This window comes from Streptomyces sp. NPDC041940, from assembly GCF_055589465.1.
On sequence record NZ_JBVJBP010000001.1, the window covers coordinates 319,189 to 332,905 of the forward strand.

13 protein-coding genes are annotated in these 13,717 nt (G+C 69.9%); 10 read left to right on the forward strand and 3 right to left on the reverse strand.

Annotated elements, in window-relative coordinates:
* The first annotated feature begins 122 nt into the window (after positions 1-122).
* From ACZ6I3_RS01380 to ACZ6I3_RS01405, 6 genes are all read left to right on the forward strand, one after another.
* Entirely contained in the window at positions 123-560 is a 438-nt protein-coding gene (locus ACZ6I3_RS01380; RefSeq protein ID WP_469410802.1) for a DUF3052 domain-containing protein, read from the forward strand.
* Positions 561-667: 107 nt separating this feature from the next.
* The gene (locus ACZ6I3_RS01385) at positions 668-1,126 is read left to right on the forward strand and encodes a peroxiredoxin (protein ID WP_399019679.1); all 459 of its coding nucleotides are present in this window, start codon (positions 668-670) and stop codon (positions 1,124-1,126) included.
* A gap of 147 nt (positions 1,127-1,273) precedes the next feature.
* Positions 1,274-1,849 (forward strand): TerD family protein, encoded by a 576-nt coding sequence (locus ACZ6I3_RS01390; RefSeq protein ID WP_184592174.1) that lies wholly within the window; start codon positions 1,274-1,276, stop codon positions 1,847-1,849.
* A gap of 112 nt (positions 1,850-1,961) precedes the next feature.
* A complete protein-coding gene (locus tag ACZ6I3_RS01395; RefSeq protein ID WP_469410803.1) occupies positions 1,962-2,537 on the forward strand; it encodes a TerD family protein in 576 nt (191 codons plus the stop codon).
* Positions 2,538-2,662: 125 nt separating this feature from the next.
* Positions 2,663-3,808 (forward strand): DUF475 domain-containing protein, encoded by a 1,146-nt coding sequence (locus ACZ6I3_RS01400; RefSeq protein ID WP_469410804.1) that lies wholly within the window; start codon positions 2,663-2,665, stop codon positions 3,806-3,808.
* Between the two features lie 129 nt (positions 3,809-3,937).
* Positions 3,938-4,678: a TerD family protein gene (locus ACZ6I3_RS01405; protein WP_469410805.1), complete on the forward strand. Its 741-nt coding sequence runs from the start codon at positions 3,938-3,940 to the stop codon at positions 4,676-4,678.
* Positions 4,679-4,727: 49 nt separating this feature from the next.
* Here ACZ6I3_RS01405 and ACZ6I3_RS01410 read toward each other — a convergent pair whose 3' ends face one another.
* Positions 4,728-5,603: a TerD family protein gene (locus tag ACZ6I3_RS01410; RefSeq protein WP_469410806.1), complete on the reverse strand. Its 876-nt coding sequence runs from the start codon at positions 5,601-5,603 to the stop codon at positions 4,728-4,730.
* Positions 5,604-5,831: 228 nt separating this feature from the next.
* Between ACZ6I3_RS01410 and ACZ6I3_RS01415 the strand changes: the two genes are divergently transcribed.
* The 3 genes from ACZ6I3_RS01415 to ACZ6I3_RS01425 are packed head-to-tail and all read left to right on the forward strand — an operon-like array spanning position 5,832 to position 10,371.
* Positions 5,832-6,998, forward strand: a complete 1,167-nt coding sequence (locus tag ACZ6I3_RS01415; RefSeq protein ID WP_469410807.1) for an HpcH/HpaI aldolase/citrate lyase family protein — start codon at positions 5,832-5,834, stop codon at positions 6,996-6,998.
* Between the two features lie 2 nt (positions 6,999-7,000).
* Positions 7,001-9,562: a phosphoribosyltransferase gene (locus tag ACZ6I3_RS01420; RefSeq protein ID WP_469410808.1), complete on the forward strand. Its 2,562-nt coding sequence runs from the start codon at positions 7,001-7,003 to the stop codon at positions 9,560-9,562.
* Positions 9,562-10,371 (forward strand): HAD family hydrolase, encoded by an 810-nt coding sequence (locus tag ACZ6I3_RS01425; RefSeq protein WP_469410809.1) that lies wholly within the window; start codon positions 9,562-9,564, stop codon positions 10,369-10,371. Before ACZ6I3_RS01420 ends, ACZ6I3_RS01425 begins: the two co-directional genes overlap by 1 nt.
* Here ACZ6I3_RS01425 and ACZ6I3_RS01430 read toward each other — a convergent pair.
* Together ACZ6I3_RS01430 and ACZ6I3_RS01435 are read right to left on the reverse strand one after the other, a co-directional pair.
* Positions 10,292-11,074 (reverse strand): DedA family protein, encoded by a 783-nt coding sequence (locus tag ACZ6I3_RS01430; protein WP_469410810.1) that lies wholly within the window; start codon positions 11,072-11,074, stop codon positions 10,292-10,294. The genes ACZ6I3_RS01425 and ACZ6I3_RS01430 overlap by 80 nt on opposite strands.
* A gap of 48 nt (positions 11,075-11,122) precedes the next feature.
* Positions 11,123-11,344: a zinc ribbon domain-containing protein gene (locus ACZ6I3_RS01435; RefSeq protein WP_399019660.1), complete on the reverse strand. Its 222-nt coding sequence runs from the start codon at positions 11,342-11,344 to the stop codon at positions 11,123-11,125.
* Positions 11,345-11,596: 252 nt separating this feature from the next.
* On the opposite strand from ACZ6I3_RS01435, the gene ACZ6I3_RS01440 reads away from it, so the two are divergent.
* On the forward strand, positions 11,597-13,711 hold the full coding sequence (locus ACZ6I3_RS01440) for a transglycosylase domain-containing protein (protein ID WP_469411659.1): 2,115 nt from the start codon (positions 11,597-11,599) through the stop codon (positions 13,709-13,711).
* Positions 13,712-13,717: the final 6 nt, after the last annotated feature.

Sequence of the window (13,717 nt, forward strand, 5' to 3'; positions counted from 1 at the left end):
CCGTTTCGGCGGTCTGAACGGCCGGGTACTTGCGCGATCCGTCCCGCCCGTGTGGACTACGGCCAATGCTTCGCGCACGCGCGTGGCTGAGACATTCCCAAAACATGATCAGGAGGCAACCCGTGAGCGCGACCGCGGACCACGCGGAGGAGCGGACGAACCCTGCCGCCAGGCTGGGGTTCCAGCCCGGGCAGGTGGTCCAGGAGATCGGCTTCGACGACGACGTGGACCAGGAACTCCGCGAGGCCATCGAAGGCATTGTGGAGAGCGACCTGGTGGACGAGGACTACGACGACGTGGCCGACGCCGTTGTGCTGTGGTTCCGTGACGACGACGGCGACCTGACGGACTCGCTGGTCGATGCCACCACGTACATCGAAGAGGGCGGCGCGATCCTGCTCCTCACGCCGAAGACCGGCCGTTCGGGCTATGTGGAGCCGAGCGACATCTCGGAGGCCGCCACTACGGCGGGTCTGACGGCGTCCAAGAGCGTCAGCGTCGGAAAGGACTGGAGCGGCAGCCGGCTGGCCACGCCGAAGGCCGCCAAGTCCAAGCGTTAGTCGTTCGGACGGGGCGGGTCGACGCTGTCGGCCCGCCCATCGGCCTGTCCCGGTGCCTGCGTAGGGTGGATCCACCCGAGAAGCCGCACGAAGGGACATCCACCACGATGGCGATCCAGGCCGGCGAGAAGGCACCCGACTTCGAGCTCAAGGACAACCACGGCGCGAGCGTGAAGCTGTCCGACTTCCGCGGCGAGAAGAACGTCGTGCTGCTCTTCTACCCCTTCGCCTTCACCGGCGTGTGCACCGGCGAGCTGTGCGAGCTGCGTGACAACCTGCCGCAGTTCTCCGACCGCGACACCCAGCTGCTCGCCGTCTCCAACGACTCCATCCACACCCTGCGGGTCTTCGCCGAGCAGGAGGGTCTTGAGTACCCGCTGCTGTCGGACTTCTGGCCGCACGGCAACGTCTCGCGGGCCTACGGCGTCTTCGACGAGGACAAGGGCTGCGCCGTACGCGGCACCTTCGTCATCGACAAGGAGGGCGTCGTGCGGTGGACCGTCGTCAACGGCCTGCCGGACGCGCGCGACCTGAACGACTACGTGAAGGCGCTCGACTCCCTGTGACGCCGGTCGGGCGTCATGTGCCCGACACCCGCTGAATTCCCTGCTTCAGGGCCTGGGTGGGGCGGGAACCCGTCACTAGGATCGACTCGTTGATCCGACATCCGAGCACAACGGGGCATCCCGCCCCAGAACACCAATGGAGGACTCGTGGGAGTCAGCCTCAGCAAGGGCGGCAACGTATCGCTTAGCAAGGAGGCGCCGGGCCTGACCGCGGTCATCATCGGTCTGGGGTGGGACATCCGCACCACGACCGGCACCGACTTCGACCTGGACGCCAGTGCGCTGCTGCTGAACAACTCCGGCAAGGTCGGCAACGACCAGCACTTCATCTTCTTCAACAACCTCAAGACCCCGGACGGCTCGGTCGAGCACACCGGCGACAACCTCACCGGTGAGGGCGAGGGCGACGACGAGCAGATCAAGGTCGACCTCGCCACCGTCCCGGCCGACGTCGAGAAGATCGTCTTCCCGGTCTCGATCTACGACGCCGAGACCCGCCAGCAGTCCTTCGGCCAGGTCCGCAACGCGTTCATCCGCGTCGTGAACCAGGCCGGCGGCACCGAGATCGCCCGGTACGACCTGAGCGAGGACGCCTCCACCGAGACCGCCATGGTCTTCGGTGAGCTCTACCGGCACGGCGCGGAGTGGAAGTTCCGCGCCATCGGCCAGGGCTACGCCTCGGGCCTGCGCGGCATCGCGCAGGACTTCGGCGTGAACGTCTGAGCCTCGACCGGCAGGCCCTGAGGGCCCAAGGTCACACCATCCGGCGCCGCACGGTTTACGTGCGGCGCCGGACGCGCAGGACCACCTGAGAAACATCACAGGGGAGGGAATCATGGGCGTCACGCTCGCCAAGGGAGGCAATGTCTCCCTGTCCAAAGCCGCACCGAACCTCACGCAGGTGATGATCGGGCTCGGCTGGGACGCGCGCTCCACCACGGGAGCCCCCTTCGACCTCGACGCCAGCGCCCTGGTGTGCAGCGGCGGGCGGGTGCTCGGGGACGAGTGGTTCGTGTTCTACAACCAGCTCAAGAGCCCGGACGGCTCGGTGGAGCACACCGGTGACAACCTCACCGGTGAGGGCGACGGCGACGACGAGTCGCTCCTGATCGACCTCTCCAAGGTGCCGCCGCAGTGCGACAAGATCGTGTTCCCCGTCTCCATCCACATGGCCGACGAGCGCGGCCAGACCTTCGGCCAGGTCAGCAACGCCTTCATCCGCGTCGTGAACCAGGCCGACGGCCAGGAACTCGCCCGCTACGACCTGAGCGAGGACGCCTCCACGGAGACCGCGATGATCTTCGGCGAGGTCTATCGCTACCAGGGCGAATGGAAGTTCAGAGCGGTCGGGCAGGGGTACGCGTCGGGGCTGCGGGGCATCGCGCTCGACTTCGGGGTCAGCGTTTCATAACGCGATATGAGCAAAATCCGGGGCCCGGTGGGGTATGGAAGGGGCCGGACTAGACTTCGGCTTCAAATGTTCGTAAAGCCGGGTACGGCGCGGGGGAGCCCCGTACACACACGATTGGGTAGCCAGTGGTTCTGAAAACCTTCGGGTGGTCGTTCGCGGTCACCGCGCTCGGCCTGGTCGCGGCGGTTCTCTACGGAGGGTGGACCGCGTTCGGCGTCGTAGCGATCCTGTCCGTCCTCGAGATCTCGCTGTCCTTCGACAACGCGGTGGTCAACGCCGGGATCCTGAAGAAGATGAATGCCTTCTGGCAGAAGATCTTCCTCACGATCGGCATCCTGATCGCCGTCTTCGGTATGCGGCTGGTCTTCCCCGTCGTGATCGTCGCGCTCAGCGCCCAGCTCGGACCGATCGAGGCCGTCGACCTCGCGCTCACCGACAAGGACCAGTACCAGCAGTACGTCACCGACGCCCACCCGTCGATCGCCGCCTTCGGCGGCATGTTCCTGCTGATGATCTTCCTGGACTTCATCTTCGAGGACCGGGACATCAAGTGGCTCGGCTGGCTGGAGCGCCCGCTGGCCAAGCTCGGCAAGGTCGACATGCTGTCGGTCTGCATCGCCCTGATCGTCCTGCTGATCTCCTCGATCACCTTCGGCGCCAACGCCCACCAGCACGGCGGCACCCACGCCGACAAGGCGGAGACCGTCCTGCTCTCCGGTGTCGCGGGTCTGATCACCTACATGATCGTCGGCGGCCTCTCCGGCTACTTCGAGGACAAGCTCGAAGAGGAGGAGGAGCGCGAGCACGAGGCCGAGGAGAAGGCCGCGCGCGAGGGCAAGCCCAAGTCGGCGGTCAAGCTGGCCGGCAAGGCCGCGTTCTTCATGTTCCTCTACCTCGAGGTCCTGGACGCCTCCTTCTCCTTCGACGGTGTGATCGGCGCCTTCGCCATCACCAACGACATCGTCCTGATGGCCCTCGGCCTCGGCATCGGCGCCATGTACGTCCGGTCGCTCACGGTCTACCTGGTCCGCGAGGGCACCCTCGACGACTACGTCTACCTGGAGCACGGCGCCCACTACGCCATCGGCGCCCTCGCCATGGTCCTCCTCGTCACCATCCAGTACGAGATCAACGAGTTCATCACCGGCTCCATCGGCGTCATCCTGATCGGCGCCTCCTTCTGGTCCTCCGTGCGCCGCAACCGCGCCATCGCGGCGGCCGAGGGAAAAGCCGGCTCGGACGAGAAGACTGAGGTCTCGTCCGGGGTGTGACACCCCTCGGGGTGAGGAACGCTCTGTGCGGGGCGGCTGCCGAGGCGAGTCCTCGGCGCCGCCCCGTCGGCCGTCAAGGCCGTGGGTCGCGCGATGACCTGCGGTCTTCAAGTGAACCTGGGGGGCGGAATGGGCCTGTTCGACGGACTCGGGCGCGGGCGCAACATGCAGTTCGACTCGGGCCACGCGGCCACCAACGCGATCGAGCTGACCAAGCGGAACGCGCAGATATCACTCACCAAGCAGGACGCGGCCAACGGCCATCTGCGCGTCAACCTGAGCTGGCGGATGCGCACGTCCGACATCGGCGGCCCGCAGCGCGAGAGCCTGCTGCGGCACCCCTTCCGGGCCCTCAAACCACCCGAGGTCGTCGGCCACAGCCAGAGCATGGTCAACGTCGACCTCGACCTGGGCTGCCTCTACGAGCTCCAGGACGGCACCAAGGGCGTCGTCCAGCCCCTCGGCGGCTACTTCGGCGACGTCAACGCCCCGCCGTACGTCAAGCTCAGCGGCGACGACCGGTTCGGCTCCGGGTCCGGCGAGACGATGTACATCAACCTCGACCACCGCGAGAACATCAAGCGGCTCCTGGTCTTCGTCTACATCTACGACCAGACACCCGCCTTCGACCGCACCCACGCCAGCGTCACCCTCTACCCGAGCAGCGGCCCGCGCATCGAGATCCACCTCGACGAACGCCAGCCGCAGGCGCGCTCCTGTGCCGTCGTCATGATCGAGAAGATCAAGAACGACGAGATCATCGTGCGCCGCGAGGCGAAGTTCGTCTACGGCTTCCAGGCCGAGCTGGACCGGTTGTACGGGTGGGGCCTGCAGTGGGGCCGGGGCTACAAGACGAAGGTCGAGCGCTGAGGGCCCTGGCGGGTGCGGGCGCGGGCCCGGTACTCGGCCCGGGCCCTCTTCAGCGTCCGATGAACTGCGGGCCCTGCGGAGGCAGGCGGAAGTCCGGGTCGGGGGCCGCCGTGACCGGCGGCGGGTAGCCGTAGCCGGTCTGCGCCCCCGTGACGCCCGCCGCGGCCGGTGCCTGGGGGTAGCCGTACGCGGGCTGGGTCGCGGGCTGCGGGTAGCCGTACGCCGGCTGGGTCGTCGCCGGCTGCTGAGGCGGATAGCCGTACGCGGGCTGCGCGGGGACGACGGTCGGCTGCTCCGGAGGCAGCGGCCGCGACACCTCGGGGGCGGGCTGCTGTGTGGTCGCCGCCGTGGTGGGCAGGCCCGTCGTCTCCTGGGCGGCCTCCGACTCGTCCACCGAGATGCCGTAGTCGGTCGCGAGCCCCTGCAGCCCGTTCGAATAGCCCTCGCCCAGGGCCCGGAACTTCCAGCCCTCGCCGCGCCGGTACAGCTCGCCGCAGATCAGGGCGGTCTCCTCGCCCGTCTCCGGCTTGACGTCGAAGTACGCCAGGGCTTCCGCCTCGGTGCCCGCCGCGTCGTACAGCAGGATGCGCAGCGCCTGTACGTGGTCGAACGGGACGCCGTCCGCCGATGCGACCAGCAGAATCCGGCTGACTCCCGACTCGACACCGGTGAGCTCTGTCTGGATCGTGTCGGTCAGGCCCTCGGCGACCCGCTTCTTGCCGAGCCGCCAGACCTTCCCCGAGGGGTGCCGGGGCTGGTTGTAGAAGACGAAGTCCTCGTCGGAGCGCACACGACCGTCGGGGCCGAGGAGCAGCGCGGAGGCATCGACGTCCGGAACCCCCTGTCCGGTTGTCCAGCGCAGCACGGCGCGCACCGTGGTGGCTTCCAGCGGGACGTTCGACCCCTTCAGCATCGCGTGCGTCATGCGGTCATCCTGCCTTCTCGGTCCTGCTCACGACAACGCGGGGGCCGGGCGCCACGAGCGGCGCCGACGGCCGACGCCGACTACCGTCGTCATGGCCGGGCCTGGCTGTGCTTGCCCGCGTTACCTGAAATTCATGCCTGACGGGAACCTCTGACATGGACTTCTACGTACTATTACCGGCCACCTTTCGACGATTCGCAGGCCGCACGACCACCACGGGGGAGTTCCATGCGTCATTTCGGGCACATCGCCCCTGAGACGCGCAAGCGTCTCTTCCACCGCGAGCCGTGCGTGTTCACGCCGGGCTCCCCGGCCCGGCTGCTCGCGGCGGCCCTGGGCGCCACGCTCTACAGTCCGGCCACCCGGCCGCGCCTCGCCGACGACGTCCTCAAGCAGGCCGGGCGCGGTGTCGTCTCGATGGTGATCTGCCTCGAGGACTCGATCGACGACGCGGACGTCGGCCCGGGCGAGGAGAACCTCGTCCGCCATTTCAAAGCCCTCGCCGACCTCCCGGACGCGGACCTGCCCCTGCTGTTCATCCGGGTCCGCGCCCCCGGGCAGATCCCCGACCTCGTGCGACGGCTCGGCACCTCCGCCCGGCTGCTGTCCGGATTCGTACTGCCGAAGTTCACCGAGGAGCGGGGCATCCCCTTCCTCGAGGCGCTGGCGACCGCCGAGGCCGAAAGCGGCCGTCGCCTTTTCGCCATGCCCGTGCTGGAGTCGCCGGAGCTGCTCTACCGCGAGTCCCGCGTGGAGACCCTGGAAGGCATCTCCCGGGCCGTCGACAAGTACCGCGACCGCGTGCTCGCCCTGCGCCTCGGCGTGACGGACTTCTGCTCCTCCTACGGGCTGCGCCGAGGCCCCGACATGACGGCGTACGACGTGCAGATCGTCGCCTCCGTGATCGCCGACGTGGTGAACATGCTGGGCCGCGCCGACGGCACCGGCTTCACCGTGACCGGGCCGGTGTGGGAGTACTTCCGGGTCCAGGAGCGCATGTTCAAGCCGCTGCTGCGGCAGAGCCCCTTCCTTGAGGTGCAGGCCGCGGAACTGCGCGAGAAGCTGATTGAGCACGCCATGGACGGCCTGCTGAGGGAGATCTCCCTGGACCAGGCCAACGGCCTGCTGGGCAAGACCTGCATCCACCCCTCCCACGTGCTTCCGGTGCACGCCCTGTCGGTCGTCAGCCACGAGGAGTTCTCGGACGCCCAGGACATCCTGCGCCCCGAGCGGGGCGGCGGCGGTGTGCTTCGATCGTCGTACACGAACAAGATGAACGAGGTGAAGCCGCATCGGGCCTGGGCCGAGCGGACCCTGCTGCGTGCCGAGGTTTTCGGCGTGGCGAACGAGGACATCGGCTTCGTGGAACTGCTGGCGGCGGGCCTGCCCGGCTGACGATGGAGAAGGCGGAGAAGGCAGTGAACGAGGGGGAGCACCAGGTGCGCGACGAGGCCGACGGTGTCTGGTCCGGCAGCTGGGTCGCGGAGCGGCTCGGCGTCGAGCTCGTCGGCGAGGACCGGCTGACCGACCTGCTGGGGCTGGCGCTGCGGCGCAACCCCAAGCGGGCCCATCTGCTGGTGTCGAACGTGCTGGGCAAGCATGTGCCGCAGTCGCCGTCCGTCGTCTACGGCCATGGCGTCGAGCTCGGCCGCCGGGTGCGGGAGCTGCTGGGCGAGGAGGAGGCGGCCCGGGCGGTCGTCCTCGGCTACGCGGAGACCGCGACCGGTCTCGGCCACTCCGTCGCCGACGGCCTGGGCTTCGCGCCCTACCTGCACTCCACGCGCCGCCCCGTCGCCGGTCTCGCGGCGGCCGGTGGCTTCGAGGAGGCCCACTCCCACGCGACCTCGCATCTGCTGCTGCCGGAGGATCCCGCGCTGCTGTCCGGGGACGGGCCGCTGGTCCTGGTCGACGACGAGTTCTCCACGGGGAACACGGTGCTGAACACTGTCCGTGATCTTCATGGGCGGTATCCGCGGCGGAGGTATGTCGTGGTGGCGCTGGTGGACATGCGGTCGGTCGCGGACGCGGGGCGCCTCGCGGATTTCGCGGGGGAGATCGGAGCGCGGGTCGATCTGGTGACGACTGCCAGGGGGACTGTGCGGCTGCCCGAGGGGGTGCTGGAGAAGGGGCAGGAACTGGTGGCGCGGTACGAGTCCGAGAGTGCGGCGCCGTCGGGGCTGGTCGCGCAGTTCCCCGCGCCCCTTGAGGGCGTTGCCGACACGCCCCTTTCAGGGGCGCGGGGAACTGCGCGAACAACCCCCACCGGCCCGCACCCGGACGACAACCGGATAGACCTGCACTGGCCCGCCGACCTGCCGGACGGCGCCCGGCACGGGTTCACCCCGGCCCATCGGGAACAGCTGGAGGCCGCCCTGCCCGGCATGGCGGCAAGGATCGCCGACGCCCTGCCCGCAGGCGCCCGCCGCGTCCACATCCTCGGCTTCGAAGAGCTGATGTACGCCCCCCTCAGGCTCGCCCACGCGCTGGAGCAGAGGGCGCCGGGCCTCGAGGTCCGTTACTCGACCACCACCCGCTCACCCGTCCTGGCCGTCGACGACCCCGGCTACGCGATACGCACCCGCCTCGCCTTCCCCGCCCACGACGACCCCGCGGACGGCCCGGGGGAGCGGTACGCCTACAACGTCGCCGGCGCCGGATTCGACGCCGTCGTCGCGGTGGTCGACTCGGCCGGGGACACCCCCGCGCTGCACGCGCCCGACGGTCTGCTGGCCCGGCTCGCCGCGCACACGCCGCGGGTCCTGCTCGCCGTCATACCGTCGTACGCCCCCGAAAGGCCCTCCATGCTGCCCGAGCCCCTGCGCGGCCCCGCCTTCTCCTCGTACGCGCCCGAGGAGGTCGGCTGGCTGCTCCAGGACCTCTCGGACGTGACGCTGGAGGCGCCGACCGAGGAGCGCGAGGAGGCCATCCAGAGCGGCGGCGCGCACTACGCGGAGTCGCTGCCCGTGGAGTACCAGCCGAGCGAGCGGTACCAGGAGCTGTTCCACGCCGCGCTGGCGGAGTCGGCGGCCCGTATCGCCCAGGCGGCCGGCGTGGTCACGGAGACGATCCTCGCCGAGCGCGGTCCGCGTCCCGTGCTGGTCTCCCTGGCCCGCGCGGGCACCCCCGTCGGCATCCTCATGCGCCGCTGGGCGCAGCACCGCCACGGCCTCGACCTGCCGCACTACGCCGTCTCGATCGTCCGCGGCCGGGGCATCGACGCCAACGCGCTGCGCTGGCTCGCCGCCCACCACGACCCGCGGGACGTCGTCTTCGTCGACGGCTGGACCGGCAAGGGCGCCATCACCCGCGAACTCGCCCAGGCCCTGGAGGAGTTCGAGAAGTCCGACGGCATCACCGGCTTCAGCCCCGAGATCGCGGTCCTGGCCGACCCGGGCTCCTGCGTACGGACCTACGGCACCCGCGAGGACTTCCTCATCCCCTCCGCCTGCCTCAACTCCACCGTGTCCGGCCTGATCTCGCGGACCGTGCTGCGCGCGGACCTGGTCGGTCCGCACGACTTCCACGGCGCGAAGTTCTACCGCGAACTCACCGGCACCGACGTCTCGGTGACCTTCCTGGACGCCGTCTCCGCCCGCTTCCCCGAGGTCGAGGACGCGGCCTGCGCCCAGGCCAAGGAACTGCTCGCCGCCGACCGTTCGCCAACCTGGGAGGGCTGGGCCGCCGTCGAGCGCGTCTGTGAGGAGTACGGCATCCACGACGTGAACCTCGTCAAGCCCGGCGTCGGCGAGACCACCCGGGTGCTGCTGCGCCGCGTGCCCTGGAAGATCCTGGCCCGTGCCGGAGCGGGCAGCGACCTCGACCATGTACGCCTGCTGGCCGAGCAACGCGGTGTGCCCGTCGAGGAGGTCGCCGAACTGCCCTACACCTGCGTCGGGTTGATCCACCCCAAGTACACCCGGGGCGCGACCGGCGCCGACGGCAAGGCGGTGTCGCTCTGATGCCCGTACTCGTCGCCAGCGACCTCGATCGCACCCTGATCTACTCCGCCGCAGCCCTGGCGCTGACCATGCCGGACGCCCGGGCGCCCCGGCTGCTCTGCGTCGAGGTGCACGAGAGCAAGCCGCTGTCGTACATGACGGAGACGGCGGCCCGGCTCCTCACCGACCTGGGCGACGCGGCCGTGTTCGTGCCGACGACGACCCGGACGCGCAAGCAGTACCAGCGCATCAACCTGCCGGGCCCCGAGCCCACGTACGCGATCTGCGCGAACGGCGGCCAGCTCCTGGTGGACGGCGTCTCCGACCCCGACTGGCACGCCCAGGTGACCGCACGGCTGGCCGACCAGTGCGCGCCCCTCGCCGAGGTGCAGGACCACCTGCTGAGGGCCGCCGACCCGGTCTGGGTGCGCAAGCACCGCGTCGCCGACGACCTGTTCGCCTATCTCGTCGTCGAGCGGGAACTGCTCGACGAGGAATGGGTGAAGGAACTCGCGGTGTGGGCCGAGAACCGCGGCTGGACCGTGTCCTTGCAGGGCCGCAAGATCTACGCGGTTCCCAAGCCGCTCACCAAGAGCGCGGCGATGCGCGAGGTCGCCCGCCGGACCGGCGCCGGCCTCACCCTCGCCGCCGGTGACTCCCTGCTCGACGCCGACCTGCTCCTCGCGGCCGACCAGGGCTGGCGCCCGGGGCACGGGGAACTGGCCGACACCGGCTTCACTGCACCCTCGGTCAGGGCGCTTCCCGAACGGGGCGTTCATGCCGGGGAGCGGATCCTGCGGGAGTTTCTGGGGGCAGTACGGGGCGCCTGAGGGTTCGGGTGGGGTGGTCGTCGTGCGGGTGCGGCGTCGTGGTGGCTTGTCGCGCAGTTCCCCGCGCCCCTTGGGGGCGGGTCTGCTTGGGGCGTCGTAGGAGCCGTACGCCGATGAACGCCGCCACCGCCACGGCCGCCACCGCGAGGACCACCTTCGAGTAGGTGGAGACGATGTCCGTGACCTGGTGCCAGTTCGCGCCGAGGAAGTAGCCCGCGAGCACGAACACCGTGTTCCAGATGGCGCTGCCCAGGGTGGTCAGGCCCAGGAACACGGGCAGCCGCATGCGCTCGACACCCGCCGGGACGGAGATCAGGCTGCGGAAGATCGGGATCATCCGCCCGAAGAACACGGCCTTGGTGCCGTGCTTCAGGAACCAGGCCTCCGTCTTCTCGATGTCGGAGACCTTCACCAGCGGCAGCTTGCCCGCGATCGCCACCGTCCGGTCACGGCCGAGCAGCGCGCCGACGCCGTACAGCGCGAGCGCGCCGATCACCGAGCCGGCCGTCGTCCACAGCAGGACGGCGAGCAGGCTCATCCGCCCGCTGCTCGCGGCGAACCCGGCGAGCGGCAGGATCACCTCGCTGGGCAGCGGCGGGAACAGGTTCTCCAGGGCGATGGCGAGACCGGCCCCCGGTGCGCCCAGCGCGTCCATGAGGTCGTTGACCCACTGCGGTCCGGCGTCCGCCGCGATGACTGTCATGCCGGCCACGCTAGAGAAACGAAGCTGAAGGGCTCCTGAGGAAAGCGGTCAGCCGCAGCAGCCGCCCCCGCAGCAACCGCCGCCGCCACCGCCCGCGCGGGGTGCCGGTGCCGGGGCGGAGGCCGAGCCGGCCACCGCGACCGTGGAGAGGAGCTTCACCGTGTCGTCATGGCCCGAGGGGCAGGCGGCGGGATCGGAGGACTCCGCCATGGGACGGCTCAGTTCGAAGGTGTCGCCGCAGGTCCGGCAGCGGTACTCGTAGCGAGGCATGGGGACAGATTAGTCCGCGGCGGCGGAAGTACCGCTCTTCAGGATTCCTTTCGACCATTTCTGGCGCACCGGTGTGGAGAAGCTGTAAAGGCCACTGGTAACTTTCGATCGTCGCGAGGAGCCGTGAGGCCGGGGGGAATGCGGGGCGCGCTGCGGTTGACCGCGGTGGCCATGCCCTTCCGCGCGAGCACCACAGTGAGCGGGGAGGGAGACGCAGCCGTGACCAAGGCTGGGTGGGAGCCGGAAGAGACCATGCAGTTGAAGGCTCCCGCTTCCCTGGATCCAGAACATCCGGAACATTCGGAACGTACGGAGCATCCGGAACGTACGGGCGAGGCCGGGAGGGGGACCGGCGGGCCGCGCCGCCGGCGCAGGGCCGCATCCCGGCGTACTCCCCTGTCCCGTCTCCGCGCCGCCGTGGGCCCCCTGTCGGCCCCGCTCGTCCGCCTCCGGCCCCGCTACCCGCACGCCGACCGCACCGGCTGGCGTCGCTGGGCGCCCTCCTGGCGGCAGTGGCTCGGTGCGGTGCTGACCGTCACCGGCCTGGCCGTCGGGTTCCTCGGTGCCGCCTACGCCGCCACCGACATCCCGGAGAACCTCAACTCGTACGCCACCCAGCAGGACAACGTCTACTACTGGTCCGACGGGACACCCATGGCACGCACCGGCTGGGTGCGGCGGCAGGCGATGCCGCTGAAGGACATACCCGAGGACGTCCGCGACGCGGTCCTCGCCGCGGAGAACGCGAGCTTCTACAGCGACCCCGGCATCTCCCTCAGCGGCCTCACCCGCGCCCTGTGGCGCACCGTCGGCCAGGGAGACACCCAGGGCGGCTCCACCATCACCCAGCAGTACGTCAAGAACGTCTACCTCAACCAGGACCGCTCGGTCAGCCGCAAGTTCACCGAGGCCATGCTCGCCCTCAAGCTCGACAACGGGATGAGCAAGGACGACATCCTCGAGGGCTACCTCAACACCAGCTGGTTCGGCCGGGGCACCTACGGCATGCAGCGCGCCTCCCAGGCCTACTACGGCAAGGACGTCGGTGAACTCGACGTCAGCGAGGCCGCCTTCCTCGCCTCCCTCCTCAAGGGCGCGGGACTCTACGACCCGGCGCTGAGCAAGGCCAACCACGCCCGGGCGGTGGAGCGCTGGTCATGGATCCTCGACCGCATGGTCGAGATCGGCACGCTGTCGGAGTCCGAGCGGGCCCGCTACAAGGAGTTCCCCGAGCCGCTGAAGCGGGCGCCCGGGTTCGACACCGGCAAGCAGAGCGACTACCTCGTGGAGCTGGCCGCCCAGTACGCGAAGAAGTCCGCGCGCCTCTCGGCCAAGGAGTTCGACCTCGGCGGCTACCAGATCTACACGACCTTCGACCGCAAGCAGGAGACCGCGCTCACCGGCGCCGTGAACAAAGCCCGCAAGCAGGCACGGAAGGACGACACGGCCAAGGCCAAGGCCCTGCACTTCGGCGCCTCCTCGGTGGCCACCGACGGGCGGATCCTCGCCGTCCACGGCGGCCCCGACCACCGTACGCAGGGCTACAACGAGTCGAACGCGACCACCGTGCCCGCCGGTTCGGCCTTCCTGCCGTTCGTCTACGCCGCCGCCCTGGAGAACGGAGTGCGCAAGACCCGCGACGGCGCGACGGCCGAGGTCACCCCGCAGACGCTGTACGACGGGGACGACGGCATCGCCGTCACGACACCCGAGGGCCCCTACTGGGACCGCGGCGGCAAGAAGGTCACCTCCCGCAACGACGGCGGAAAGTCCTACGGGCGGATCAGCCTGGGCCGGGCCCTCGCCCTGTCGGTGAACACGCCGTTCATGCAGCTCGGCATGGACACCGGCCTGGACGAGGTGCGGGAGACCGCCCAGCGGGCCGGCCTGCTCTCCTCCAGCTTCGGCCGGCAGGTGCCCGCGATGTCGCTGGGCAGCGCCACGCCCAGCGCGATCCGCATGGCGAGCGGCTACGCCACGTTCGCCGCCGCCGGCACGCATGTCGAGCCGTACTCGGTGGCCCGGATCACCCGCAACGGCTCCAAGGTCACACTGGCGAAGCCCGCCTCTCGCCGCGCGATGCGGGCGGGCGTGGCCGAGGCGGTCCAGTCCGCCCTCACGGACGCCTTCCGCACCGCCCACCCCGGGGCGGGCGCCACCGCCACGGTGGCCGGGAAGGCCGGCACCTCACAGGACGACACCGCGGCCTGGTACGTCGGCACGGCCAACTCCGTGTCGACGGCCGTCGTGGCCTACCGCATCGACCTCACCAAGAGCCTCGAACCACTGCCGCTGGACGGGATCGCGGGCTCCCCGGGTGACAGCGTTCCGTACCGCATCTGGTCCGGTGCCCGGGGCATCGGCTGACCCCCG

Excerpts from the sequence above, each read along its gene's own strand:
- ACZ6I3_RS01395 (WP_469410803.1), top strand. The coding sequence starts at position 1,962 with ATGGGCGTCACGCTCGCCAAGGGAGGCAATGTCTCCCTGTCCAAAGCC.
- ACZ6I3_RS01420 (WP_469410808.1), top strand. The coding sequence starts at position 7,001 with ATGGAGAAGGCGGAGAAGGCAGTGAACGAGGGGGAGCACCAGGTGCGC.
- ACZ6I3_RS01435 (WP_399019660.1), bottom strand. The coding sequence starts at position 11,344 with ATGCCTCGCTACGAGTACCGCTGCCGGACCTGCGGCGACACCTTCGAA.
- ACZ6I3_RS01415 (WP_469410807.1), top strand. The coding sequence starts at position 5,832 with ATGCGTCATTTCGGGCACATCGCCCCTGAGACGCGCAAGCGTCTCTTC.
- ACZ6I3_RS01385 (WP_399019679.1), top strand. The coding sequence starts at position 668 with ATGGCGATCCAGGCCGGCGAGAAGGCACCCGACTTCGAGCTCAAGGAC.
- ACZ6I3_RS01405 (WP_469410805.1), top strand. The coding sequence starts at position 3,938 with ATGGGCCTGTTCGACGGACTCGGGCGCGGGCGCAACATGCAGTTCGAC.
- ACZ6I3_RS01430 (WP_469410810.1), bottom strand. The coding sequence starts at position 11,074 with ATGACAGTCATCGCGGCGGACGCCGGACCGCAGTGGGTCAACGACCTC.
- ACZ6I3_RS01410 (WP_469410806.1), bottom strand. The coding sequence starts at position 5,603 with ATGACGCACGCGATGCTGAAGGGGTCGAACGTCCCGCTGGAAGCCACC.
- ACZ6I3_RS01425 (WP_469410809.1), top strand. The coding sequence starts at position 9,562 with ATGCCCGTACTCGTCGCCAGCGACCTCGATCGCACCCTGATCTACTCC.
- ACZ6I3_RS01440 (WP_469411659.1), top strand. The coding sequence starts at position 11,597 with ATGCAGTTGAAGGCTCCCGCTTCCCTGGATCCAGAACATCCGGAACAT.